Annotated in this window: 20 protein-coding genes; 8 read left to right on the top strand and 12 right to left on the bottom strand. The window is 36.9% G+C overall.

Annotation, left to right across the window (positions count from 1 at the left end; genetic code table 11):
• Positions 1-64: 64 nt before the first annotated feature.
• From BUE84_RS12475 to BUE84_RS12465, 3 genes are all read right to left on the bottom strand, one after another.
• On the bottom strand, positions 65-301 hold the full coding sequence (locus tag BUE84_RS12475; protein ID WP_034695510.1) for a YtxH domain-containing protein: 237 nt from the start codon (positions 299-301) through the stop codon (positions 65-67).
• Positions 302-400: 99 nt separating this feature from the next.
• Positions 401-1,243, bottom strand: a complete 843-nt coding sequence (locus tag BUE84_RS12470; RefSeq protein ID WP_079241899.1) for an isoaspartyl peptidase/L-asparaginase — start codon at positions 1,241-1,243, stop codon at positions 401-403.
• A 388-nt stretch (positions 1,244-1,631) separates the two neighbouring features.
• Positions 1,632-2,522, bottom strand: coding sequence for a cyanophycinase (locus BUE84_RS12465; RefSeq protein WP_034695508.1), 891 nt, complete (start codon positions 2,520-2,522; stop codon positions 1,632-1,634).
• A gap of 198 nt (positions 2,523-2,720) precedes the next feature.
• On the opposite strand from BUE84_RS12465, the gene cphA reads away from it, so the two are divergent.
• From cphA to BUE84_RS12455, 3 genes are all read left to right on the top strand, one after another.
• Positions 2,721-5,351, top strand: a complete 2,631-nt coding sequence (gene cphA / locus BUE84_RS12460) for a cyanophycin synthetase (RefSeq protein ID WP_079241898.1) — start codon at positions 2,721-2,723, stop codon at positions 5,349-5,351.
• A 403-nt stretch (positions 5,352-5,754) separates the two neighbouring features.
• Complete coding sequence (locus BUE84_RS25055; protein WP_156106441.1) at positions 5,755-5,904, top strand: bacteriocin-like protein; 150 nt, start codon at positions 5,755-5,757, stop codon at positions 5,902-5,904.
• A 230-nt stretch (positions 5,905-6,134) separates the two neighbouring features.
• On the top strand, positions 6,135-6,554 hold the full coding sequence (locus BUE84_RS12455) for an N-acetylmuramoyl-L-alanine amidase (protein WP_079241897.1): 420 nt from the start codon (positions 6,135-6,137) through the stop codon (positions 6,552-6,554).
• Between the two features lie 327 nt (positions 6,555-6,881).
• On the opposite strand, the gene BUE84_RS12450 is transcribed toward BUE84_RS12455, so the two are convergent.
• From BUE84_RS12450 to BUE84_RS12410, 9 genes are all read right to left on the bottom strand, one after another.
• Positions 6,882-8,060 (bottom strand): hypothetical protein, encoded by a 1,179-nt coding sequence (locus tag BUE84_RS12450; protein WP_079243932.1) that lies wholly within the window; start codon positions 8,058-8,060, stop codon positions 6,882-6,884.
• A 246-nt stretch (positions 8,061-8,306) separates the two neighbouring features.
• Positions 8,307-9,140 carry a type 1 glutamine amidotransferase gene (locus tag BUE84_RS12445; RefSeq protein ID WP_079241896.1) on the bottom strand — a complete coding sequence of 278 codons (834 nt, stop codon included), beginning with the start codon at positions 9,138-9,140 and terminating at the stop codon, positions 8,307-8,309.
• Between the two features lie 33 nt (positions 9,141-9,173).
• A complete protein-coding gene (locus tag BUE84_RS12440) occupies positions 9,174-10,295 on the bottom strand; it encodes a carboxylate-amine ligase (RefSeq protein WP_079241895.1) in 1,122 nt (373 codons plus the stop codon).
• Positions 10,296-10,327: 32 nt separating this feature from the next.
• Positions 10,328-11,281 carry a RimK family alpha-L-glutamate ligase gene (locus BUE84_RS12435; RefSeq protein WP_079241894.1) on the bottom strand — a complete coding sequence of 318 codons (954 nt, stop codon included), beginning with the start codon at positions 11,279-11,281 and terminating at the stop codon, positions 10,328-10,330.
• A 53-nt stretch (positions 11,282-11,334) separates the two neighbouring features.
• On the bottom strand, positions 11,335-12,048 hold the full coding sequence (locus BUE84_RS12430) for an alpha/beta hydrolase-fold protein (RefSeq protein WP_079241893.1): 714 nt from the start codon (positions 12,046-12,048) through the stop codon (positions 11,335-11,337).
• Positions 12,049-12,077: 29 nt separating this feature from the next.
• Positions 12,078-12,356 (bottom strand): hypothetical protein, encoded by a 279-nt coding sequence (locus tag BUE84_RS12425; protein WP_079241892.1) that lies wholly within the window; start codon positions 12,354-12,356, stop codon positions 12,078-12,080.
• Between the two features lie 3 nt (positions 12,357-12,359).
• The gene (locus BUE84_RS12420) at positions 12,360-13,574 is read right to left on the bottom strand and encodes an acetyl-CoA carboxylase biotin carboxylase subunit family protein (RefSeq protein WP_079241891.1); all 1,215 of its coding nucleotides are present in this window, start codon (positions 13,572-13,574) and stop codon (positions 12,360-12,362) included.
• Between the two features lie 141 nt (positions 13,575-13,715).
• The gene (locus tag BUE84_RS12415) at positions 13,716-15,131 is read right to left on the bottom strand and encodes a M17 family metallopeptidase (RefSeq protein ID WP_079241890.1); all 1,416 of its coding nucleotides are present in this window, start codon (positions 15,129-15,131) and stop codon (positions 13,716-13,718) included.
• 86 nt (positions 15,132-15,217) lie between these two features.
• Complete coding sequence (locus BUE84_RS12410; RefSeq protein ID WP_079241889.1) at positions 15,218-16,339, bottom strand: alpha/beta hydrolase; 1,122 nt, start codon at positions 16,337-16,339, stop codon at positions 15,218-15,220.
• 199 nt (positions 16,340-16,538) lie between these two features.
• Here BUE84_RS12410 and glgB point away from each other — a divergent pair, with 199 nt between their 5' ends.
• The 5 genes from glgB to BUE84_RS12385 all read left to right on the top strand — a co-directional run bounded on the left by glgB (position 16,539) and on the right by BUE84_RS12385 (position 25,501).
• On the top strand, positions 16,539-18,485 hold the full coding sequence (gene glgB / locus BUE84_RS12405; RefSeq protein WP_079241888.1) for a 1,4-alpha-glucan branching protein GlgB: 1,947 nt from the start codon (positions 16,539-16,541) through the stop codon (positions 18,483-18,485).
• A gap of 3 nt (positions 18,486-18,488) precedes the next feature.
• Complete coding sequence (locus BUE84_RS12400; protein ID WP_079241887.1) at positions 18,489-19,895, top strand: glycogen synthase; 1,407 nt, start codon at positions 18,489-18,491, stop codon at positions 19,893-19,895.
• A 101-nt stretch (positions 19,896-19,996) separates the two neighbouring features.
• Complete coding sequence (locus BUE84_RS12395) at positions 19,997-21,265, top strand: glucose-1-phosphate adenylyltransferase (protein WP_079241886.1); 1,269 nt, start codon at positions 19,997-19,999, stop codon at positions 21,263-21,265.
• A 253-nt stretch (positions 21,266-21,518) separates the two neighbouring features.
• Entirely contained in the window at positions 21,519-22,559 is a 1,041-nt protein-coding gene (locus BUE84_RS12390; RefSeq protein ID WP_079241885.1) for an SRPBCC domain-containing protein, read from the top strand.
• A gap of 125 nt (positions 22,560-22,684) precedes the next feature.
• Complete coding sequence (locus tag BUE84_RS12385) at positions 22,685-25,501, top strand: 2-oxoglutarate dehydrogenase E1 component (RefSeq protein ID WP_079241884.1); 2,817 nt, start codon at positions 22,685-22,687, stop codon at positions 25,499-25,501.
• Positions 25,502-25,535: the final 34 nt, after the last annotated feature.

The raw sequence follows: 25,535 nt of genomic DNA, 5'->3' as shown, positions 1-25,535 counted from the left end.
CCGTAGTACTACTACGATGACTTTTTTCCTATATATGAATGTTAAAAAAACTGCTCTGTGTTGATTAGCTTAGGGAATCCTCTGCTTTTGTCTTTACTTCGTCTACTTTATTCTGAACCTGGGAAGCAACGTCATTTGCTTTGCTTTTAAGGTCATTTCCCCACTTATTAAGATTATCTTTTGCAGTATTGATTTTATCTTTTACAGCTTGTTGATCTTCAGGGCTTGAATTCTTATATTTCCAATAAGCTAATGCACCTAGTCCTAGTAAAGCTAATAATCCTTTTGTCTTGTTTCCCATGATTTCTATTTTTTTAAGTATTAATATTAAAATTTGTTGTTATGAATAATGTAAAATACGTGCCAAAAAAATAACTGGACTTATAAAAAAATGTTAAATTTAAGAGAAGACTTCAAAATTTTCACCATCAAAACTGGCGAAAACCATAGTAGGATATGAATCCTGATGATAAATATTTCCCTCTTTATCAATAGCGATAGCACCTGCAAACCCACCAATGACTGCAAGTTCTTCAAATGTCTTGCTAAAAGCCTGTTCAAGGTTCATACCATCTGTAACTCTCGTTACAATTTTGGCAGCAGTAGCATTGCTCACAATATCTTCACCTACGCCGGTACAGCTTACGGCACAAAAAGCATTGGCATAATTTCCGGCCACTGTGGCAGAATCCGAAATTCTCCCTGGAATCTCAAAACCTTTCCCTCCCGTAGAGGTGGCAACAGCTAGTTTTCCTTCCTGATCAATGGCTACACAGCCCACAGTTCCTTTACCTCCATTAGCAAGTTTGGCTTCATATTCTTTTCTTCTCTGAGGTGTTTCTGTAGAAAAATTCTCAAATCCATTCTCTGTAGCATAGATCTTGGCACCATTTCCTCCTAAAACTCTGTCATCTTCATTGATAAGATCTTTAGCCACAAAAATAGGATTCTGTACATTTTGAATATTAATTACACCACTTAGTCTCTGAGTATTTCCATTCATAATGGCAGCACTCATACGGATAACACCATCACTCTGGATCTGAGAACCGATTCCTGCATTATATAAAGGATCATCCTCCAGTAATGAAACGGCATAGGCAACCGTATCAAATGCAGAATGAGTTTTAAGATACTCAAACGATTTTTGAGCAATTTCTTTTAAAGAGTTCTGTTTTGCTATTTTTACTTCATGACTTTGGTCGCTTTCAGAGAAAAAACCGCCGTGGATAATTACTTTCATAAAATTATAGATGATGATTGATAAATGATATTCTTTTACGAAGTTAATTTATATATTCTAATTAAACATTCAACTTTAAACAAAAAAATGAAACCGAAGTTCCATTTTATATTCATCAATAATGAAGTTGTTTAAATTTTATAAAACCACAAAGTCACAAAAGTTTTCATGTTAAAACATATTAGCTCACCTCAGTAGGTTTAAAATGGTTCTGGATAAAAGTTTACATAAGATGAAAATCAAAGATTTTCAGAATACTTAAGTGTACTTATTATACATGAAGCTTAACTATAAAAAACTTAAGTATTTAAAATATTATAAATTTATGGTTAAAAAATAATCATTGCAAAAAGTTTAGACGCTTTTAATATTTTTTTGATTATATCAGCTATTTATCCTGTGGTATCGGATTAAACTGAGAGTTTTCAATTGTTAATGTCTTCGTTGTAAGATCATAATGATCATTCATAGACATCACATGTACCGTTAAATTATCAATAGAAATAGGTTCTCCAAGGTTGATATTAGTAAGGTTGGTATCTTTGATAAATCTTCCGTCAACTAAGATCACAAGGCCTGAGCCCACAGCAGTCATGACATCGTTATGAATGAAAAGTCCCGTATCTTCACCCAGGCCGATTCCCAGAGTTCTCGGATTGTTGACTACTGCCTGGAAAAGACGCCCGATTCTTCCTCGTTGTACAAAATGCGTATCAATGATGACATTATCGATCAATCCCAATCCTTGAGTGGTTTTAATTTCTCCTTTTAATAGAGCTTCAGAGCTGCTTCCCTGATAAATCATATTTTCAGAAGCTGCCGCAGCACCTGCCGAAGTTCCGGAATAAATAAAATCCTGTTCCTGATATTTTAATAAAACGGTATCATGAAATCTTGTTCCACCAAGAATAGAAGTTAGTCTCAACTGATCTCCTCCTGTGAACATCATGACATCAGCAGCGTTTGCTCTTGCCACCATCGCATCAGAATTGGCTTCCTCACGGTTGTGGATGTCAAGAACATTTACATTTTTAGCCCCAAGAAATTCAAATGCTTTTTTATATTCAGAACCTACGATCTGGGGAATTTGAGATGCAGTGGTAACGATTTCAATCACAGAATTTTCTTTCAGTTTTGATTCGTTGATGATCTTTCTTAAGATCCCACGTTCAAAAAAATTAAGATTCTTTTCGATATTCTGATCATAATCGGTTTCAGCAAAACTTCCTTTGTTTACAGCGCCTCCGATAACTATTAATTTTCCAACAGGTTTCGTCATGGTACAAAATTAAAAAATAATTAACATTCTTTGGCGAAATTCGTGCCATCTTTAGTTGATTTTTAATGTTTTAGGAATGTTAATTAAAATTAATTTTTTTTTAACGAATCTTTAAATGTGGTATAGTTTCGTTTAGGGTTTTACATTATCTTTGGTTTTGAAAGGAGTTATTGTTAACTGTTAAAATGCCAATAGACTATGAAAATCGAAAAGATTCAGGCACTAAGAGGTCCTAACATCTGGAGCATCAGAAGAAAGAAGCTGATACAGATGAGGTTGGACTTAGAAGAAATGGAGAATTATCCTACCAATAAAATTGAAGGATTCCGGGAAAGGATTGAAAAATTAATCCCATCATTGATGACGCACCGATGCTCGGAAGGAGTGGAAGGAGGCTTTTTCCACAGAGTGGAAACGGGAACATGGATGGGACATGTCATTGAGCATATTGCTTTGGAAATACAAACCCTGGCAGGAATGGATGTAGGGTTTGGAAGAACCCGTGAAACAAAAACTCCGGGAGTATATAATGTGGTGTTTAATTATATCGAAGAAAATGCCGGAATTTATGCTGCAGAAGAATCTGTGAAGATTGCAGAAGCTCTGGTTGAAAGCAAAGACTATGATTTGAATGCATGTATCCATAGATTAAAAGAAATCAGAGAGCGTGTCCGTTTGGGGCCTTCTACCGGAAGTATTGTGGAAGAAGCTGCTTCCAGAAGAATCCCATGGATCAGATTGGGCACAAACTCATTGGTACAGCTTGGTTATGGAGTGAATCAACAAAGATTTCAGGCTACGATTACCGGGAAAACAAGTTCTATTGCTGTAGATATTGCCTGTAATAAAGAACTTACCAAAAGAATGCTTCACGATGCAGCGATTCCCGTGCCTATTGGAGACTTGGTATTTGATGAAGAAGGATTAAACGCTGTGATCAGAAAAATTGGTTATCCTGTAGTTTTAAAACCTCTGGATGGAAACCATGGAAAAGGATCATCCATTAATGTCAACGATTGGGATGCTGCTAAGATCGGTCTTGAGCACGCTCAGAAATATTCTAGAAAAGTAATTGTTGAGAAATATATCACTGGCTACGACTTCCGTATACTGGTCATCAATAATAAAATGGTGGCTGCTGCCAGAAGAGTTCCTGCCCATGTTGTAGGAGATGGAGAACTGAACCTTCAGCAGCTTATTGAAAAAGAAAACAAAGACCCGAGAAGAGGCTATGGCCATGAAAATGTCCTTACCGAAATTGAAGTGGATAAAGACACTTTAGAGTTACTCGATAAACTTCAATATACTCTGGAAACTATTCCTCAAAGAGGAGAAGTGGTGTATCTGAAATCAACAGCCAATCTTTCTACCGGAGGAACTTCCATTGATGTAACAGATATGGTGCATCCGGAAAATATCACAATGGCTGAAAGAATTTCTAAAATTATCGGGTTGGATGTCTGCGGTATTGACGTGATGGCAGAAAACCTTACCCAGCCTTTAAAAGAAAGTGGTGGAGCTATTATTGAAGTGAATGCAGCACCAGGGTTCAGAATGCACCTTGCTCCAAGTGAAGGATTACCAAGAAATGTGGCTGCTCCGGTGGTTGATATGCTGTATCCTCCAGGAAAACCTTTTACCATCCCAATCATTGCGGTAACAGGTACCAATGGAAAAACAACCACAACGAGACTGATCTCTCATATTGTAAAAAGTAATGGTTACAGAGTAGGATTTACGACTTCAGACGGAATTTATATTCAAAATACCATGCTGTCAAAAGGAGATACTACAGGGCCGCTTTCTGCAGAATTTATCTTAAAAGATCCTACGGTGGAATTTGCAGTTCTGGAGACAGCCAGAGGCGGAATTTTACGATCCGGTCTTGGTTTTTCACAATGCGATATCGGAGTTCTGACCAATATTGAAGAAGATCACCTGGGAATGAATGATATTCACAGTTTGAAAGATCTTACCAAAGTAAAACGTGTTGTACTGGATAGCGTGAAAAAGAGTGGTTGGAGTGTTTTGAATGCCGACAACGAATATTCCATGAAGATTGTGAGTGATCTCGATTCTAATGTGGCTATTTTCAGTATGGATGAAAACAACCCTCATATTGTAAAATTTGCCAAAGAAGGAAAGATCACCTGTGTGTTTGAAGAAGGTTTTGTAACCATCAAAAAAGGAGACTGGAAAATCAGAATAGGAAAAGCCAAAGATTTCCCGATTACGATGGAAGGAAAGGCCAGATTTATGATTGAAAACGTACTGGCAGCCAGTTTGGCAAGTTATCTTTATGGATTTGGAATTGAGGATATTTCGAACTCTTTGAGAACGTTTATTCCAAGTGCTCAGCTTACTCCTGGAAGACTGAATGTTTTTAAATTCAAAAATTTTAAAGTTCTGATTGACTTTGCCCATAATCCTTCAGGATACGAAGCCATTGAAGATTATCTGAAAAACGTAGAGTCTACAAAGAAAATCGGTATTATTTCCGGTGTCGGAGACCGAAGAGATAATGATATCAGAGAATGCGGAAAAATTGCCGGAAGAATGTTCGATTATATTATTATCCGAAATGAGAAACATCTACGTGGAAGAACGGAAGAGGAAATCAACGGATTGATTATTGACGGGATTAATTCTGCAGGCAGAGACGTTAGTTATGAGATTATTCCTAAAGAGATTGAAGCTTTAAAGCATGCGATTGGAATGGCAGAAGAAGGAACGTTTATTACTGCCTTAAGTGATGTTATTTCCAATGCCATTGATCTGGTTCAGGAATATCAGGCCAAAGAACTTTTGGAAGATGATAAAAACGTGTAATACATCTATATAAAACTTACTAAAATTGCAATACGGAACAAAAAAACGTATTGCAATTTTTTTATCTATTGTGTTGTAGTAGAGTTTGTTTGATTAAAAACAGATGATATATCTGTGATGACTATTGTACAAACAATTAAAAGTTAATCATTACGGTTTCCCGTAGAGTATACCTACAGTCTCTCCGTATATTTACATCGTTTGTATAAACTAAAAGTACAAGTCAAGTTTTTTTAATGTCCTCCTGTTTGGGAGGATTTTTTATTATGAGTTGAGAGTGGGGATTCTATAGTTATTTTTAAACCTTCTTTTTTTACGGAAACCCGTAACCATTATTTCTTTATATTAAATCTCTAAATGGAGAATAGTTTTTATATTTGACTTTTAAACTAAAATCAAAACCATGAAAAATTTAAAGAAAATCTCTAAGGAGAAATTAAGAAGTATCAACGGAAAAGGAGGATGTCCTCCAGGTTGGCATGATTGCCCGGTGCCATGGAATGATAAGGTATGCATTCCGCATGACAATGAAATGGCATGTCCCGATTTATAAAAAACGATTCCTCGCTGAGAGGGATTTTTTGTTCTTATATTTCAAAGTTTAAACATCTTCACTCAGACTTTATAGACTTCTTCCCGAGATCTACTGTTTTCTAAATAGTTTTTAATCAGCTTTTCCTGGTTTTCAGGCGTCCGGGCCTGTCAATTTAAAATAGGGTGTTTTTCCTTCACTATTTTGGGAGTTACAGGTTTAATTTTGCTCAAAATAAATAAAATGAATCCATGAGAACAATCAATTACATCGTTATACATTGTACCGCAACACAGCCAGATGTTAAAATAGAGAGCATTAAAAGGTATTGGAAGGAAAACCTGAAATGGAAAAATCCAGGGTATCACTATATGATAAAAGCGGATGGAGAAGTAGTCAACACTTTGCCCATCGATCAGGTATCCAATGGAGTTGCAGGGTGGAATTCTCAAATTATCAATATATCATACATCGGAGGCATTGATAAAAGCAACCATCCAAAAGACACAAGAACGGAAGAGCAAAAAAAATCTATTATAAAGCTGTTAAGAGAATTAAAATCAAAATTTCCCAGAGCTAAAATTCAAGGACATAGAGATTTTCCCAATGTTCATAAAGCTTGCCCTAGTTTTGATGCTAAGAAAGAATATGCTGGGTTATTAATAACATGAACTCGTGCAAAAGCGTTTTTAAAATAACATTATGGGAAACTTAATATACAAACAATTAAAAATCAGTCATTACGGTTTTCCGTAGAATATCCCAACAGCCTATCCGTATATTTACAATGTTTGTGAAAACACAGCGTACATGTCAATTTTTTTATCCTCCCTTGTTGGGGGATTTTTTTTTAATCCCGGAGAGATCTTCAGTAGTAAAAGATAAAACCTCCGACATTTCGGAGGTTTGTTTCTATACGTTTTCTCAGGTTTTCTTTATACTCAGCATTTTTAAGATAAAAATAAAGGAATACGTTCTAATCTGAGATGAAGCTGATTTTATCCGAAAAAAGCATTAGAACTACCGATCCAGATGGCATCTTTTTTATTGAAATCTACATTGACCATGGCGGCTTTTGTCATTCTTCCAAGATTTTCCAATAGAATAGGACGGTCGTCATTTTCCCGCCAAATATACAACAAACGGATCTCCGCTTTTGAAAAATCTCCGTTGATATCTTCAAAAATGGGTTCATAGTACACTTTTCTCTGCAAAATATAGTTTTCTTTATCCTGAATAGCCTCTGTAACTTCCTTTGTAGGATTTAAATTAACGCCACTTCCCGCGAATGAAAATAAAGGTTTTAATACAAAATCATCCAGGTTTTCATTTTCCGGGAATTCATGCAGGAAATAACTCTTTGGAACAAACTCATGCTTCAGTAATGGCAAAAGGAACTTTGAGATTTTAAAGAACCAATTGGGGTGGGTGATCCATTTGACATCCACTTCTTCACGGAAATCAAATTCTGTAGTAAGATCAGGAATATTATCCAGTTCGTCAAATATAACACGGTTGTAGATTCTTTTGATTTCGGTTAGCTTACCATTATTTTCATAATACAGCTTTCGTCCTTCCTTCTTTACTTTTGTCAGACATACGGTTTTGATGCCTATTAATTTTTCTGTCAGAGCAAAATCAATAGCTGTTTTTTGTCTTTCCGGAAAAATTTCAAGCAGGATTACATTTTCAGGATTTTCATCTCCTACAATCAGTTCTTTTAAATAGTTTTTAAAAGTTTCATGCGGCATAGGATTTCTGATCTCTGCAAGAAAAGGGTAGACTTCACAATACGTTTCCTCATATACTTTCTGGAAAGCATACAAAGAAGGAAATGCCTGAAGCTCGATCAGCTGAGGTTCTATTGCTCCGTTTTCGCTTTTGCAGACTCCAAAATCTATTGTGAAAAAATGAGGCTGATCCGTATCATTGGGAACCCGGCAGTTATCAGGAATGGCTTTTTGAAGTAATTCTGCGGGCATTGCTTTAATCTGGCTAATGATACTTTCGCTGGCATCAATAAGTTTTGCTTCAAACTCTTTAGTAAGGAAAATAGGACTTTCTGAAACTCTGAACGTAGGTTCTGTTCCTCCCTTTTCTGTCAGGATACTTTTGAGTTGATTGTATTTTTCATCTGAAAACGCCTGATTGTACTGTTTTCTATATTTTGGAATCATATTTTTTTTCTTTGTGATGTTAAAAAAATCGAGCATTTCTGCCCGATTTGAGTTTACCACAAAAGGCACAAAAGTTTTTAGAATATAAAAGTTTACAATACACTTTTATAAAATATCTATTTAATTGGGAAATCTTTGATTTTCAAGAAAGCTTATGTGTTCTTTTCAACAGCTTTTATGATTGCTTATTAGACTTAATGCCCAAATCTCTTTTGTGACTTTTGTGGTTTATATTGATTTAATTTTTTAAGCCAAAGTCTTAGCTTCTTTCAAAATGTTTTTTTTTGCAAACTGAAGGAATCTCGGAAGAATCTGATGTCTGGTCAGAATGATTTTATCTTCATCGTCTATTCTATCTATTGTTTCAAGATATTTTTCCATTCCGAAGCTTTCAATCATAGCTTCTTTATTCTTTTCATCCTTCAGGTTTTCGATCAAAGATTCAGGGTTGGCTTCCGGGTGAAACTGTGTTCCGAATATTTCCTCCGAAAAACGAACAGCCATTACCGCTCTTTCAAGATTGATATGAGGACGAAATTTTTCAATCGCCATGATGGTCATGCCCAATTCTTCAAAACGCTCATGATCCGGTTCAATAAACTGGTAGGCTCTCGAATCTACCGCATAAAAAGGATCCTGAAGATTTTTGAACAAGAATTCTTCTTTACCTTCATCTGTTTTATGAACAGGCATTACTCCGAAAGAATAAGACTTTCTTTTGCAGATATTTCCCAGATTCCAGTGAATACTTGCCAGCTGGAATGAATGGCAGATCAGGAAAAGATATTTTTTATCTTCATGGTATTTATTATGCTCAAGAACAGCATCTAAAAAAGAAGCAAATCTGTCTTCCCAGGCAAGACCTTCCCGATGTGGATTTCCGGGACCGCCTGAAGAAATGAAAATATCAAAATCCCCAATCTCCGGCATTTCATCTTTAAATCTTACATCAAATGTTTTGATAACAACATTTTCTTCAGAGTTCTGCTGAAAAGATTCAGAAATTTCTTTAATGTTTCTAAAGCCTTGGTTCACATGATTATTGTTCATGTCCAGCAGAGCAATTCGAATATCTTTCATTACATCATATTTTTTGTAAAGTTACCAAAAAAATTATGAAGCAGGTTCACCATGGGTTATGCCATACTCGGTTTCAGAGATCATATAATCAACGACTTTCGTCAGATCACCAGTTTCTTTAAAGATCTGAAGCTGTCGGTCTGCACCGGTTCCGTTTTCAAGAATTTTCCATGCATATTCCACTTCATGACGGCATCCCAAATCGTCTACCACATCATCAATAAACTCTAAAAGTTCTTTCAATAAATGAGGATAAGGAACGGATTCTTCTTTCCCAAAATCGATCAGATGGGCTTCAATACCACTTTTCGATGCACGCCATTTATTTTCGTTCAGCAATAGTCTTCTATAGCTTCTGAAGCTCAAGTTTTGCTGGTGAAGTTTATAGATTTTGGCAACGAGACTCTGCATGATAGCAGCAAGGCATACCGTTTCATCAATTCTTAGCGGCATATCACAGATTCTGAATTCAATTGTAGGGTAGAATGGATGTACCCGTAGATCCCACCAGATTTTCTTGGCATTGTCAATGGTTCCTGTTTTTACCAGGAGATCTACATAACTGTCAAATTCTGCCAGAGAGTTGAAGTAACTCGGAATACCGGTTCTTGGGAATTTTACGAAGATTTCCTGTCTGTACGATTTAAAACCTGTATACCTTCCAATCCAGAAAGGTGAATTGGTAGAAAGGGCGTATACGTGAGGAAGGAAATACCTCATCACATTCTGAATTCTTACGCCTTCTTCACGATTGGGAATTCCAATATGAACATGCAGTCCGAAAATAAGATTTTCACGGGCCACATCTCCCATATCATCTACGATTTTAATGTATCTTTCTCCCTGAGTGATACTGTTGTCTGACCAATGCGAAAAAGGGTGAGTACCACCTCCGGAAACACGAAGTCCCTGTTCATGGGCGATATTGATAAGGTGACGCCTTAAATTCGTTAATTCTGTTCTGGCTTCCTGAATGTTCTGGCAGATTCCCGTTTCCATTTCAATCATGGATTCGTGCATTTCGTGCTTTAAGTTCTCACTTAAAACCGCTTTGCCGCCTTCAATAATTTTTGAAACGTGAGAAACCAGATCTCTGCTTTCAACATCGATGATCTGATATTCTTCTTCAATTCCAATAGTAAACTGATGATGCATGTACTTTTGTGTTTTTTAATTCTTTTTCAATGTTATTTAATGGAATCCTTCACGAATGTTCCCCAGGCAATGTTAGGTTTCCCCGGAACATATTCTTTAGCTTTTTCAATAGCCAGTTTGGCAGCATGTTCTATGATCCATGCAAAGTTTTCTTCTCCTACAGAATTTCGGTCTGCATCAGGAGCGGGATTACAGAAATCGATGGCATAAGGAATACCGTCTCTTACAGCAAATTCCACAGTGTTGAAATCGTATCCTAAAGCCTGATTCATTTTAATCGTATAATCATGAATGGTTTTCAATAATTTTTCAAGTTCTTCACCTTGGGTCTGATGAGTGGTGGCATATCTGAGGTGAGGTGCATTTCTCGGCTCATAAGGCATAATGTGGACATATTTTTGACCCAGACAGTACACTCTGTAATAATCATCAAAGATAATTTCTTCCTGTACCATCATCACCAGCTGTTCCGTTTCTCCCAATTTGTTCCAGAGATCATCCGGATTTTCTACTCTGTACACATTTTTCCAGCCTCCACCGTCATGAGGTTTCATATATGCAGGAAACCCTACATAATTGAAGATATATTCCCAGTCATGAGGAAATTTCAGGTTTCTGAATGAAGTTTCTGAAGTATTGTCCGGTCTTTCGTGCGATGGAAGGAGAACCGTTTTAGGAAGCGGAATTCCCAGTTTTGACATCAGGGCATTGTTGAAAAATTTCTCATCAGCACTCCACCAGAATGGATTATTGATTACATAAGTACCGTTAAGGGCTGCATTTTTTAAATAAGCTCTGTAAAAGGGAACGTCCTGTGAAATTCTGTCGATAATCACTGCATAACCATAATCTGCACCCTGTTCCAATTTATCAATAGTAACGGGTTCAGCGATGATATCTCCACCTCCCATTTCATTTACTTTGTCTATAAATGCCCAGGGAAAAGTGTCTTCCATACCGAAAAGAATTCCTACTTTTTTTGTCATAATTTTTGTTTTTAGGGTGGGTGTTATTTTTTTCTATTTGTTTTTTATTGTTTTTAAGAGAAAAATGCTCCTATAAATGTAGGGAAGACCATTCTCCACAACGGCCAGTCGTGGCCAATCCATTTTCTTTCATCATACCAGAAGTCAATGCCTTTTATCCTCAGGATTTCGGACATTTCAATATTTTTATCCTTGCAGATATCCTGATCAGAAGTGCTGAGTACAATGTGCATATGTTTGTATTTCCAGGCTTCATCATTTCTTACAAATTCCCTTGGACAGTTGAAGTAGACCAAATCATCGGAATAACCATCCATAAAGTTTCTTATGCTGAATGCTCCTGAAAGACAGAACAGATGAGAAACCACATCCGGAAATCTGAATGCAAAATTAGCCGCATGATATCCTCCGAAACTAGCGCCTGCTACGGCCACACGATGGGTCTTGTGAAGCTTTTGGATATAAGGAACAAATTCCTTGATCAGGAACTGTACATACCTTTCGTAGTTTCTTATTCTTTGCTGAGGAGATATGTTGTCATCATAAAAACTCCAGCTATCGATGGTCTGTACATTGTAAAGCTTTACTTTTCCCTGTTCTATAAACCAGTTGATACTTCCGTTGAGATGAAAATCATGATTCTGGGTATACTGTCCCTGGGAGGTTGGAAACATGATGATAGGATGGCCGTAATGTCCGGTCACTTCTACCTTGAGACTTGTTCCCAATATATTTGAATAATACTCTGTATGTTCTATGTGAGGCATTTTTCCTTGTTTGGTTTTAATATTGTGCTTTATATGAGTGTAATAAATTCAATTCCTCCAAGCTGATCTTTTTCTAAAATATCCAGTACGATGGTTCCTAATGTAGGATGTTCGAGGATTATATTTTCTTTAAAGATCCATTTTGATCGAGGTTTGTTAGCATAAGTTGAATCTACAAACCTATAATATGCTTTGCTTTGCCATTTTCCAGAACTTATGCTCTCTAAATTACATTTTAGTATGGAATCTTCAGGCAGATTGTATATTATGAATTCAATAACATTTTGAATATCAATATCACGCTGCATTTTTTAAGAACTCAATTTGTTGCTTTTGGGGGGAAGGATGTTCAGCATATCTGCATGAATTATTTCGGCAGCTGAATCTAATCTGTCCTGTACAACGGTGGCATCTCCGGATTTATATACAATTCCTACATGATAGTCTATCGGAAGGAATTTTACCACCTCTTCGCACTCAAAGCTGCTGTAGTTGGGTTCTTTATCTTTGATCAGGGCGACAATCAGTCCGGAGTAGTATCCTGTAGGCGGAGAAACACTGTAATCATTTCCTCTCAGAAGGGCATCTTCAATTTTGGCCCATTCTCTCCAGATATTGATACCGCTTGATGCTTCAACCAGGTCCGGAATATGAGCACCACCAACTCGTGATGACGTTTCAAGGAAATACCATTTTCCGTCTTCTTTTCCACGGATAAATTCTGTATGGGTTGCTCCGTTGATCAGCCCGAAATTGGACAATACTTTAGCATTTATTTCTTCCAGTGCTTTAAATTCTTCAGAATATCTTCCTAAAGTTTTGGACCGGAATACTCCGCCTTCATGAGAGACCTGCATAGGAGGAGCAAGATATTTTGAAGCAGAAGTGAATACTATTTTTTTATTGAAAGTAAGGCTGTCTACATGGTAAACGTCTCCCGGTTTAAAGCTTTCCAGTAAAAAAAGATGACGTTCCTCTCCCAGAGTTTCCAATGCTTCAAGAAGCTGTTCTTTAGAGGTTATTTTCTTGATTCCTGATGCTGATGCTTCGGATCGGGGTTTCAGTACCCAAGGGGCAGAAACACGGTCTGTAAATTCATCCACTTCATGATCATTGAAAACAGCGGTGAACTCAGGAACACTGATCCCGGAATCTTTTGCTTTTTGGCGCATAGCCAGTTTATCTCTGAAATAGCGGTGGGTAGTTTGTCCCATCCCTGGAATACGGAATGTTTCCCTGATTAATGCAGCTTTTTCTACGTCATAATCATCCAAAGCCACTACAGCATCTACTTTTCTGGTTTTCATCAGGTGGGAAAATCCCTGAATTAAATGTTCCAGATTCCATACAGACGGCTTTAGTTCCGGCATGTAAAATGCCTCATCAATAGCATGCCAGGGCCAGTTTTTTTCTTTGAGGTTTTCGGAGGTTACAAGGATGATTTTATTACCGAGCTTCTTCATTTCGTCCATAAAATCGTAGCCTTTATAATAGCACGAAATACACACAATGGTTTTCTTCTCCATATAATGTTTTTTAAGATTTAGTGAATTTTCAAAAATAAAAGCATTTATTTATTATTTTATTAATAGAAAAAAATGAAATATTGTATGGTTTTGAAAATCCACTAATCAATTATACAGAGTTTTTTTGTAAAAAACTAATTTTTAGTGATAATTTTCAATTAAATTCACGAGGAGTTGAACTCCAAAACCTGTTGCTGCTTTTTCTTTAGCATATCCTACACTTCCAAAGGCTACTCCGGCAATGTCCAGATGAGCCCATTTAGGGTGATTTTCAATGAATTGTTCCAGGAATTTTGCCGCAATAATACAGTCTCCTACAGGTTTCAGAGAGATGTTTTTCATATCGGCTACATCAGACTGAATATCGTCTTTCCATACATCCCATAAAGGCAGATTCCATACTCTCTGATTGGTTTGATCTCCTGTTTTGATCAGGTTATTTTTCAGTTCCTCATTATTGGAGAACATGGCAGCACAAGTGTCACCGAACATTCTTACCGAGCTTCCCGTTAAAGTAGCCAGGTCAATCAGGAAATCTGTTTTGTAGTTCTTAGAAAGATAAGATAAACCATCTGCAAGGATCAGTCTGCCTTCCGCATCGGTATCAAGAACTTCAATAGTTTTTCCGTTATAAGCGGTGATTACGTCACTTGGAAGCAATGCCTTTTCTGAAACGGCATTATCTGTGATGGGTAGTACAGCAACAATATTCACAGGAAGCTGCATTTCAGCGGCATAGATTAGCGTTCCCAAAACAGCGGTAGCGCCTCCCATATCGGATTTCATATAATGCAGATTGGCAGAGCTTTTTATTGATATTCCTCCTGTGTCAAATAAGATACATTTTCCTACCATTCCGAAAGTTTTGGCATTTTTAACGGTAGTTTTATATTCTAAAATAGTGAAAGCAGCATCGTAAGCACTTCCTTGGTTCACAGAAAGATAAGCACCTAATCCAAGTTCTTCACATTTCTTTCTGTTGAATGCAGTGTATTTTAAGTCATATTTTTTAGCCATATTTTTAAGGTATGCACTTAAAATATCAGGTTTTTTAAGATTGGCTGGTTTGTTAAGCCAGTCCTGGCAGGTAGTCTGTCCGTTAACCAGTGCTTCAGCTTTCTGGCTGATATGGTCTAGCTTTTTCTGGCTTAAATTTTCAAAATGCAACTCAAATTTTGTATTCCAGAAAGTATGTTTCTTATCAAAAGGGTAGTTGTAAGTTCCAACCAAAAGTCCTTTTATAAATTCTTCGAACTGTTTTTCGTTCATGAAATCGGCAAGGGCTAACGTAGGCATTGCTTGTAGTTTTTCTTTCTGTGTCTGTGAAAACTTGGCTGCTACCTGCTGAATTTCGAAATTTTGTAAAGTAGATTTCCCTAATCCAATGAAATAAGTAATTCCTTCTTCATGAGCGTTGACAAAAACTTCATATTTTTTTCCTGTAAAAAAAGTGGAAATATTTTTATTGAAATTTTTACTGGTTTTTGTCCATTCTTCCTCGGTAAACAGGTGAAAAACCTGAGTGTAATTTTTGTTTTTTTTATTGATTAGTTTCATAAATAGATGTTATATTTCTAAATTCATAAAGATTGCTGTCTTCATTTGCATCTGTCTGACTGAAATCTTCTACAGCAATTTTATATTTAGTTTTTTATGCTTTGTTGTTGTGGTTTTACTTCTACAGGATTTTCCGTATTATCATAGAAGAGCCATTCAATAGCCCTTGGAAACTCCTGAGACCAGTAAAATTCATTGTGAGTGCCTTCAGGATTGATATTGGTTTTAAATTCAAAATCAAAAAGTTTTTTCTCTTCCCATCTTTTCAGATATTCTTCAAAAATATGAATTCTTTTGACCATTTTTGATCCTTCCTGACCTCCGCCATAAAGATAAATTTTGGTTTTAAAAGGAACTCTGAAATTCATCATCGGAAAGTTGTTGTTCGGTTCTACCCAAAGCGAAGGCGAGAAGATCAATAATTTGGAATATACTTCAGGATAAAGAAATCCACTGTATATACTGATGAGCGCTCCCAGTGAACTGCCTCCGATTCCGGTATTGTCACGGTCTTTTTTAGTCCTGTAATTTTCGTCCACAAAAGGTTTTAAAGTATCTGCAATAAAGCGGATGTATTTTTTTCCTTCAGAACCGTTGGCTACATGATCATTATCAAAAATATATTCCTTGATTCTTTCTTCACTGCCATGTTCTATTGCTATGATGATAAGATCACCACGTCCGTACTCTGCAAGAATAGACAGCTTTTTGTCAATCTCCCAGTTCCCGAAACCACTTCCTTCATTAAATAAATTCTGTGCATCTTGAAGGTATAAAACGGGATATCGTTTATCGGTTGTGTGATAATCGTAGGGAAGAAGAGCCCAGACTTTGCGGTAACGGTCAAGCTGCGGGATATAAAAATTTTCGGAAATAACTTTTGCTATAGGATAATATTCTTCTTTGAATGGTCCCCAGTTTAATCTCCATTTTTCCACCGAATCTGAAGTTTTACCTGCAGTCTTTTTGATTTTCCGGTTGGGGGTGATATTTCCATACTGATCCAGTTCCACATTCTCCCATCCGCCTTTTGTGAATTTATATTCAATTTCATCAGGAAGTGCCTGATCTTCGATTTCTATACAATAATTGGATGCATCAAGTTGTTTAAGCTGAAAATGGAAATCTTTAGGGTTCCATGTATTGAAATTTCCGGTAATAAATACCGGTCTGTCGTCTTTTTCTGCTGTATAAAGTTCAAACCTCATCGTTGTGTTTAATAAAATGTTGATGTTAAATTTATAAAAAAAGATTGTTTTGAAATCATAAAAATGTGAAGTAAAAAATGATATATTTGATAGATAGACAAAACACGAAGTGATGTTGACAATTATTTGATGAATAATTCATCGCTGTTGTCAGTATTTTTCGTAGTTTCAGGGAAAATATAAATACAAACTGATCTTGATGAATTCTGTTAAGACCTACACACTTTTCACTGATCATGATGTGTATCTTTTCAAAGAAGGTAGGCATTATAAGCTGTATAATAAATTTGGAGCGCATTCTGCGGAAAAAGATGGTGTAAAAGGTGTCTATTTTTCAGTTTGGGCACCCAATGCAAAGAAGGTTTCCGTGATTGGAAATTTTAATAACTGGAATCACAAAGATCATATTTTGTTTCCAAGATGGGACGAATCTGGAATTTGGGAAGGATTTATTGAAGGATTAACCTGGGGAACGTTATACAAATATGCTGTAGAAACACAAGGAGGTGAAATTCTGGAAAAAAGTGATCCTTATGCTGTAAGCTGGGAACAGAATATACAGGCGGCTTCTCTGGTTTCTACCACATGGTATGAATGGAACGATCAGAAGTGGATGGATAACCGCTGGGGAAACAACAGACTTGAAGCTCCCCTATCAGTATATGAACTTCATCTGGGTTCCTGGGTGAGGGAAGAAGATCAACCTCAAAGATTTTTAAACTACAGAGATATTGCTAAAAAGCTGGTTCCTTACATCAAAGAAATGGGTTTTACCCATGTGGAATTGATGCCAGTGATGGAATATCCTTACGAACCCAGCTGGGGATATCAGATTACCGGTTTTTATGCTGCAACTTCGCGCTTTGGTTCACCACAGGATCTGATGTTTCTTATTGATGAACTTCACAACAATGAAATAGGCGTTATTCTGGACTGGGTTCCGTCCCATTTTCCGGGAGATGCTAATGGTCTTCACCGTTTTGATGGCTCCTATCTGTATGAGCATGAAGATCCGAGAAAAGGCTTTCATCCCGATTGGAAATCACATATTTTCAATTACGGAAGAAATGAAGTTAAATCTTTTCTGATCTCAAATGCCATGTTCTGGCTGGATCGTTATCATGCGGACGGACTGCGTGTGGATGCGGTAACCTCAATGCTTCATCTTGATTATTCAAGAAATGAAGGAGAATGGGAACCTAATATCTATGGGGATAATGTTAATCTGGAAGCTAAAGCTTTTCTTCAGGAATTTAATACGGCGGTTTATAAAGAATTTGGGAATAATATCATGACCATAGCGGAAGAAAGTTCAGATTTTCCTATGCTTACAAAACCTGTCCATGACGGTGGTGTAGGATTTGGAATGAAATGGATGATGGGCTGGATGCATGATACACTGGATTACTTCAAAGAAGATTTTATTAACCGCAAATTTCATCATCATAAACTAACCTTTGCTTCCATGTATATGTATAATGAAAATTATATGATGCCTTTGTCGCACGACGAAGTGGTACACGGAAAAGCAAGTCTTATTTATAAAATGAAAGGCGATGAATGGCAGAAATTTGCCAATCTTCGTACCTTATATGTATACATGTATACCCATCCCGGAGCCAAGCTGCTTTTTATGGGCGATGAATTCGGGCAGACCAGTGAATGGAATTTTACCCGAAGCCTCGACTGGCATTTGCTGAAATATCCTGTTCATAAAGGAATGCAGGATATAGTGAAAGAACTGAATCATTTGTACCGGTCAGAAACTGCTTTTTACGAAAATCAGTTTGATAAACATGGTTTTGAATGGGTAGAAGCGGATGATCTGGAAAACTCAGTGTATGTATACCTTCGAAAAGGAAAAAGAAAAGATGATGTCCTGATGGTAGCTTTAAATCTGGCACCAAAAGTATTGGATTATAAAATCGGGATTTCTGCAGGAACCCATTGGGAAGTTGTTTTAAATTCCGATGATGAAAAATACAGCGGAAGCGGAGTAGAACCCGAAATTGTGGAAGAAAAGTATGAAGAATGGCGAGGATATCCGAAAACAATGACGATTAAGTTACCTCCATTGGCTGGAATTATTTTACGACAAAAGAAAGATAAAAAGTATAAATTACATAGAATTAAACACAAGAGATAAAGAATGGTTGTTTATCATTTAAGTACAGAATGTTATCCCGTAGCAAAAGTGGGAGGTCTGGCAGATGTGGTGGGAGCGTTACCAAAGTATCAGAATAAAATAAAAGGCATAGAAGCCAAGGTAGTAATGCCATGGTACAATAAACCTTTTATCCATGATCATGAATTTGAAGTTGTTTTTGATGGTTTTATTCATCAGGGAACGAATATGCTGCAGGTTCAGATATTGAAGGAAAAGAGTAATGTGCTGGGATTTGAACTGTATATGGTAAGAATTCCCGGGTTGCTAGACAGAGACAATCCTTACGGGTATCAGGACGAAAGCTTCCAGTTTCTGGCTTTTCAGCATGGAGTGCTGCATTGGTTATGTGCTATGGAAATTCGCCCAGATGTACTGCATTGCCATGATTATCATACCGGATTGGTTCCTTTTATGGTACAAAACTGTCCGGAATTCGGATTCTTAAAAGGAGTAAAGACAATAGGAACTATTCATAACGGAGAATATCAGGGAATGATGAGCTGGGGCATGGCTAACTATATGCCTGCTTTTGATAATTACAAATGGGGGCTGATGGATTGGAACGGATTCATGAATCCTCTGGCAAGTATGATTAAATGTGCCGATGCTTTTACCACTGTTTCCGAAGGCTATCTTGAAGAACTTTTCATCAGCTTTCGTGGGCTGGAAAGTCTCGTTCGTCAGGAATTCGGAAAAGCATATGGAATCATCAACGGTATTGATACGGAAGTCTGGAATCCTGAAACTGATCCGATGCTGGATTTTAATTTTAACAGCAAAAATGCAATAGCTCAGAAAAAGAAAAACAAAGAAAAGCTTTGCAAAGAATATGGATTAAAACCAGAACTTCCTTTGTTCGCCTTTATCGGAAGATTTGCCACGGAAAAAGGAGCAGACCTGCTACCTGATGTTGTGTGGCGAAGTATTAAGCAGAGCTATGGTGCTTTAAATATTATGATTCTCGGGTCAGGAAATACCTATATTGAAAATAAACTGAAAGAATACGATTATACCTACACCAATTTTGCTCTCGATCTGGGATATAAAGAACATCTTTCCCATAAGATTTATGCATCAGCAGATTTCCTTCTGATGCCTTCAAGAGTAGAGCCTTGCGGACTGAATCAGATGTATTCCATGAGATACGGAACCGTTCCGGTGGTAAGATATACAGGAGGTCTCAGAGATACGGTGGAAGATATTTCAACAGGTGGAGCAGGACTTAATTTTACTTATCCGGGCGTAGATGATGTTGTACATGCGATGAACAGGGCAATGGCGATTTATAATCAAAAAGGAGTGATGGATGATCTTATTCATGCCAACATGAATTTTGACTTTGCATGGGAGAAATCTGCAGAAAAATACATAGCTTTATATAATAGCTGATAAGCATTCTTACTTATATGAAAACAAAGAATGCTTTAAAGTAGTAGTAAACACTAAGAACCGAACAGTAAACTTAATACAATAAAAAACGCAAGATATTTATGAATCGAAATGTAATCTCCATTGTTTTAGGAGGAGGCAGAGGAACAAGATTATTCCCGTTAACGTATACCAGATCAAAACCGGCTGTTCCTATTGCAGGAAAATACAGACTGGTGGATATTCCTATTTCAAACTGCCTGAATTCAGGATTGAATAAAATTCTGGTGTTAACGCAGTTTAATTCTGCTTCCCTCAATTCACATATTAAAAACTCTTACCACTTCGATATCTTCAGCAAAGGCTTTGTTGATATTCTGGCAGCTGAGCAGAATGTAGAAAATGAAAGCTGGTATCAGGGAACTGCAGATGCCGTGCGCCAGTCTATGAAACATCTTGAAAAATATGACTATGATTATATCCTGATTCTTTCAGGGGATCAGTTGTATCAGATGGATTTCAGGGAAATGCTCGATTTTCATATTGAAAACGGAGGTGACCTTACCATTGCTACCATTCCGGTTAATGCAAAAGATGCCACAGGGTTTGGGATTTTGAAATCCGATGATGAAGGAAATATCACTTCATTTTATGAAAAGCCTGATTACGATATGCTGCCAGGCCTGAAATCTGAAGTTTCAGAAGAAAATAAACATACCGGAAAAGAGTTTCTTGCTTCCATGGGAATTTATATTTTCACCAAGAATATCCTTAAAAAGATGTTTGAAGAAGGAGCAGGAGATGATTTCGGAAAAGATATCATTCCAAGCTCTATCGGAAAATATAAGACATTAAGCTATCAGTACGAAGGCTATTGGACGGATATCGGAACCATAGAGTCTTTCTACGAAGCCAATCTGGACCTTTGTCTGGATCTGCCTCAATTTAACCTTTTCTCTTCTTCTCCTATCTATACCAGAGCAAGGATGCTTCCGCCTTCAAAAATTAATGGTTCATATGTAAGTAAGGCTGTTTTTGGAGATGGATGTATCATAATGGCAGATAAAATTGAAAATTCCGTGATCGGAAACAGAACAAGAATTGATAAAGGAAGTACCATCGTAAATTCCTACGTCATGGGAGCTGATTTCTATCAAAACACAACGGAAATTGTTCTGAATGACAGAGGTGGCCGTCCTAATATGGGAATTGGAAAATACTGTTACATAGAAAAAGCAATCCTTGATAAAAACTGTTACATCGGTGACAATGTGAAAATCATTGGAGGAAAACATATTCCGGATGGTGATTATGGGACTTATTCCGTACAGGATGGGATTGTCGTAGTAAAGAAGGGAGCAGTGATTGCTCCGGGAACACATATAGGGTAGAGAAAGGGAGATGGATGCTGGAAGATTGAAGTTATGAAAGCTGGAGTAGATACAAAAATTTTTATATAAAATTCCGGTTTATACAATTATTTCAATAATTTTCAATCATAAGTTCACGAATGATTTCTGGCTAACAGTATCCTCCTGCTTCCCTCACCCTGCTTCCAGCCTTTAACAGGTTAATTATTGTTAAACATACAACTAGAGTGATCAGCGTATTGTTCACTCTTTTTATTTGTATTATTTTTGTGCGATGCGTATTTTTAAAATCTTAGCGGTAATCATTATTCTTTTGGGGGGAGCTTATGCTGCTTCCATGTATTATTTTGTAGATGAAAGTAAAAACTTTACGATTGAAAAAGAGATCGATTATCCCGTGGATAAAGTTTTTTCCCAGTTTAATAACCTTCAGAATTTTACAAGATGGAATAACTTTTTTACCAGCTCACCATCTATAGACATTGATTATTATACGCCATATGAAGGACAGGGAAGTGCCATCAGCTATGTAGATCCTAAAAATGACACCGACGGAGAAATGTTCATCAGGTATGAAAATCTTAATAAAACATTGAAATATCAGCTTTTTGAGGACGAAAATGAAAATCCGACATTGGTTGATGTTAAATTCAAGCCGGTTTCTGCTGAAAAGACAAAGATTATCTGGTATGTTCATACCCCAAAACTCGCGGTCTGGAGAAGAGTAGAAAACTTCTGGACTGAAGATCGTTTTGCTGAAAATATCAACAAAAGTATGGTGAATCTTAAAAACTCTTTAGGAAATAAAGTGGAAAAAGATAACCAGATGGCAGCCATCAAATATGATAGTCTGATGGTAGAAAATGAAGAAGACAAACTGTTGTTGGGAATCAATGTAAGTACTTCGAATAAGAAAGATGCTCTTTACAAAAATATCGTGATGAACTATAACAAAGTCTATAACTTCGTGACAATGGATCTTGGAAAAAGAGATGATGAATTCGGGTATCCGGTCTTGATTACTGATGCAGATAATTACAAAGACAAGGAGGTTTCTTATTTCCTCGGAATTCCACTTTCTAAGAAAATCGGAGTGTCTGATAATAATTTCAATTTTAGGTCCGTAAATCCGTCTCAAAATTACGTAATGTACTACAAAGGGAACTATGAGGGACGAATTCGGGCAATCCAGCAGCTCATTCAGAAAGCCAAAAAAGACGAGATGCGCTTCGGAGATATCCGTCAGACCTTTATTGAACGTCCGATGGAAGGTCAGGAAGTAAATGTTAAGCTCTCATTATCAGTATATAAGTAATTTTTTTTTATTTTATTTTTTCTTAAGTTTTTTTAACGGTTTCAGACTGTTCTAACTCGGTTTTTTTTATTAAATTTGAAGATTAATTCTACAAATAAATTTTAATAAATAGATAAACTGTAATAATGGACAGATTTTCATTCCTAAACGCAGCTCATTCTCAGTTAATTGAGGATTTATACCAACAGTACTTAAAATTCCCGGACTCTCTAGAACCATCATGGAAAGCTTTCTTTCAAGGCTTCGATTTTGCTTTGGAGAACTACGGAGATGACGATAACATCCAGTTTATTCAGGCTTCGGCCAACGCTGCCCCGGCAGTTCAACAACAGATTTCTCAGGCAGTATCAAACGGAGAAGTTCCTGAGCATATCAAGAAAGAATTTAAAGTAGTAAACCTTATCGAGGCTTACAGAACAAGAGGACACCTTTTTACAAAGACTAACCCTGTTAGAGAAAGAAGACACTATACACCTACTTTAGACATCGAAAATTTTGGTCTTTCTAAAGAAGATTTAAATACAAAATTCAACTGTGCCGTTGAAACAGGAATGAAAGAGCCTGCTACTTTAGCAGACCTTATCAAGCATCTTGAAAGCATCTACTGTGATTCTATCGGAGTAGAATACATGCACATCAACAATGTTGAAGAAAAAGATTTCATCAAAAGATGGCTTCAGGTAAACGAAAACCATCCAAGTCTTTCTGCAAATGAAAAAACAGAAATCTTATTAAAATTAAACCAGGCGGTTGCTTTTGAAAACTACCTTCACACAAAATTTGTAGGACAAAAAAGATTCTCATTAGAAGGAGGGGAAACATTAATCCCTGCTTTAGACCAGCTGATCTCAAGATCTTCTCAACTAGGAGTAGATGAAGTCGTACTAGGGATGGCTCACAGAGGTAGACTGAATGTTCTTACGAATATTTTCGGAAAATCTTACAAGCAGATCTTCTCAGAATTTGAAGGGAAAGAATTTGAAGAAGATGTATTCTCTGGTGACGTTAAATATCACTTAGGTTCTTCTAAAAAGATCAAAACTGCTTCAGGAGAAGAAGTGTGTATCAACCTTACGCCAAACCCGTCTCACCTTGAAACGGTTGCTGCTCTTGTAGAAGGTATCTGCCGTGCAAAAGTAGACGACAAATACAAAGATTATTCTAAAGTATTGCCAATTATCATCCACGGTGACGGAGCTATTGCCGGACAAGGTATCGCTTATGAAGTTGCTCAGATGATGACTTTGGAAGGATACAGAACAGGAGGTACAGTTCATATCGTTGTTAATAACCAGGTTTCGTTTACAACGAACTATATGGATGCAAGATCTTCAACATACTGTACAGACATTGCAAAAGTTACAGAATCTCCTGTAATGCACGTAAATGCTGACGATGCTGAAGCGGTTGTTCATGCTATCCACTTTGCTGCTGACTTCAGAGCAAAATTCGGAAAAGATGTCTACATCGATCTTTTAGGATACAGAAAATATGGTCACAACGAAGGTGATGAGCCAAGATTTACTCAGCCTAACTTGTATAAATCTATTTCAAAGCACCCGAATCCAAGAGAAATTTATAAAGATAAGTTGCTTAAAGACAGTGTTACTTCAAACGATGTAATTGCTAAAATGGAAACGGAATTTAAAGCTCTTCTAGATAAAGACTTTGACGCTTCTAAAGAAATTGAGAAAAACGTAATGGATGTGTTCATGGCTGAAGATTGGGTAAATTATCCAATTGGTAAGAGAGGAGCAGTTCAGTTACCGGTAGATACAAAATATGACTTAGCGAAGCTGAAAGAATTGGCGCTTAAAATGTCAACACTTCCTGCAGACAAAAAGTTCATCAATAAAATTACAAGACTTTTCGATAACCGTATCAAAGCGATTGAAGGAAACTCATTAGACTGGGCACTAGGAGAGTGGTTAGCATATGCAACTCTGCTTGTAGAAGGTCACAATGTAAGAATTTCCGGAGAAGATGTGGAAAGAGGAACATTCTCTCACAGACATGCTGTGGTAAAAACTGAAGATACAGAAGAAGAATATATCCCATTAAGACATGTTTCTGAAAACAGATTTGATGTATTCAACTCTCACCTTTCAGAATATGGTGTTCTAGGTTTCGATTACGGATATGCAATGGCGTCTCCAAATACTTTAACCATCTGGGAAGCTCAGTTCGGAGATTTCGTGAACGGTGCTCAGATTATTGTTGACCAGTATTTAGCTGCTGCAGAAGAAAAATGGAAAATTCAGGATGGATTGGTAATGTTATTGCCTCACGGTTCAGAAGGACAGGGAGCAGAGCACTCTTCAGCAAGATTGGAGAGATTCCTTACTCTTTGTGCTAACGAAAATATGGTAGTAGCGAATATTACTTCACCTGCCAACTACTTCCATTTATTGAGAAGACAGTTGAAATGGGCGTTCAGAAAACCATTAATTGTAATGAGCCCTAAATCTTTATTGAGACACCCTAAAGTAGTTTCTCCACTTGAAGATTTCGCAACAGGTTCATTCCAGCCAATCTTAGACGATCCTACAGCAGATCCTAAAAAAGTAGAAAAAGTAGTTCTTTGTTCAGGTAAACTGTACTTCGAATTATTAGCGAAGAAAGAAGAACTGAACTGTGAAAACATTGCTTTAGTAAGATTCGAGCAGTTATATCCGCTTCAGGCAGATGCTATCGAAGCGATCTTCAATAAGTATGAAAACAAAAAACAATTAGTGTGGGCTCAGGAAGAACCTGAAAACATGGGTGCTTGGTCTTATATCCTGAGAAACTTCAGAGATACAGGAATCCAGGTAGTAGCTCCGGTACCAAGCGGTGCTCCGGCTCCGGGTAGCCACAAGATGTTTGAGAAAAACCAAAATGCAGTGATCAATAGAGTTTTCGATAGAGATGATGCTCCTGCAAAAAGACCAGTTACAGCTTAATTTAAATAATAATCAATTAAAAAATAAAAAATAC

The organism is Chryseobacterium indologenes (assembly GCF_002025665.1).
In the GTDB taxonomy this organism is placed as follows: Bacteria; Bacteroidota; Bacteroidia; order Flavobacteriales; family Weeksellaceae; genus Chryseobacterium; species Chryseobacterium metallicongregator.
Note: the sequence above shows the minus strand (reverse complement) of the source record. Positions and strands in the feature narration are given on the sequence as shown.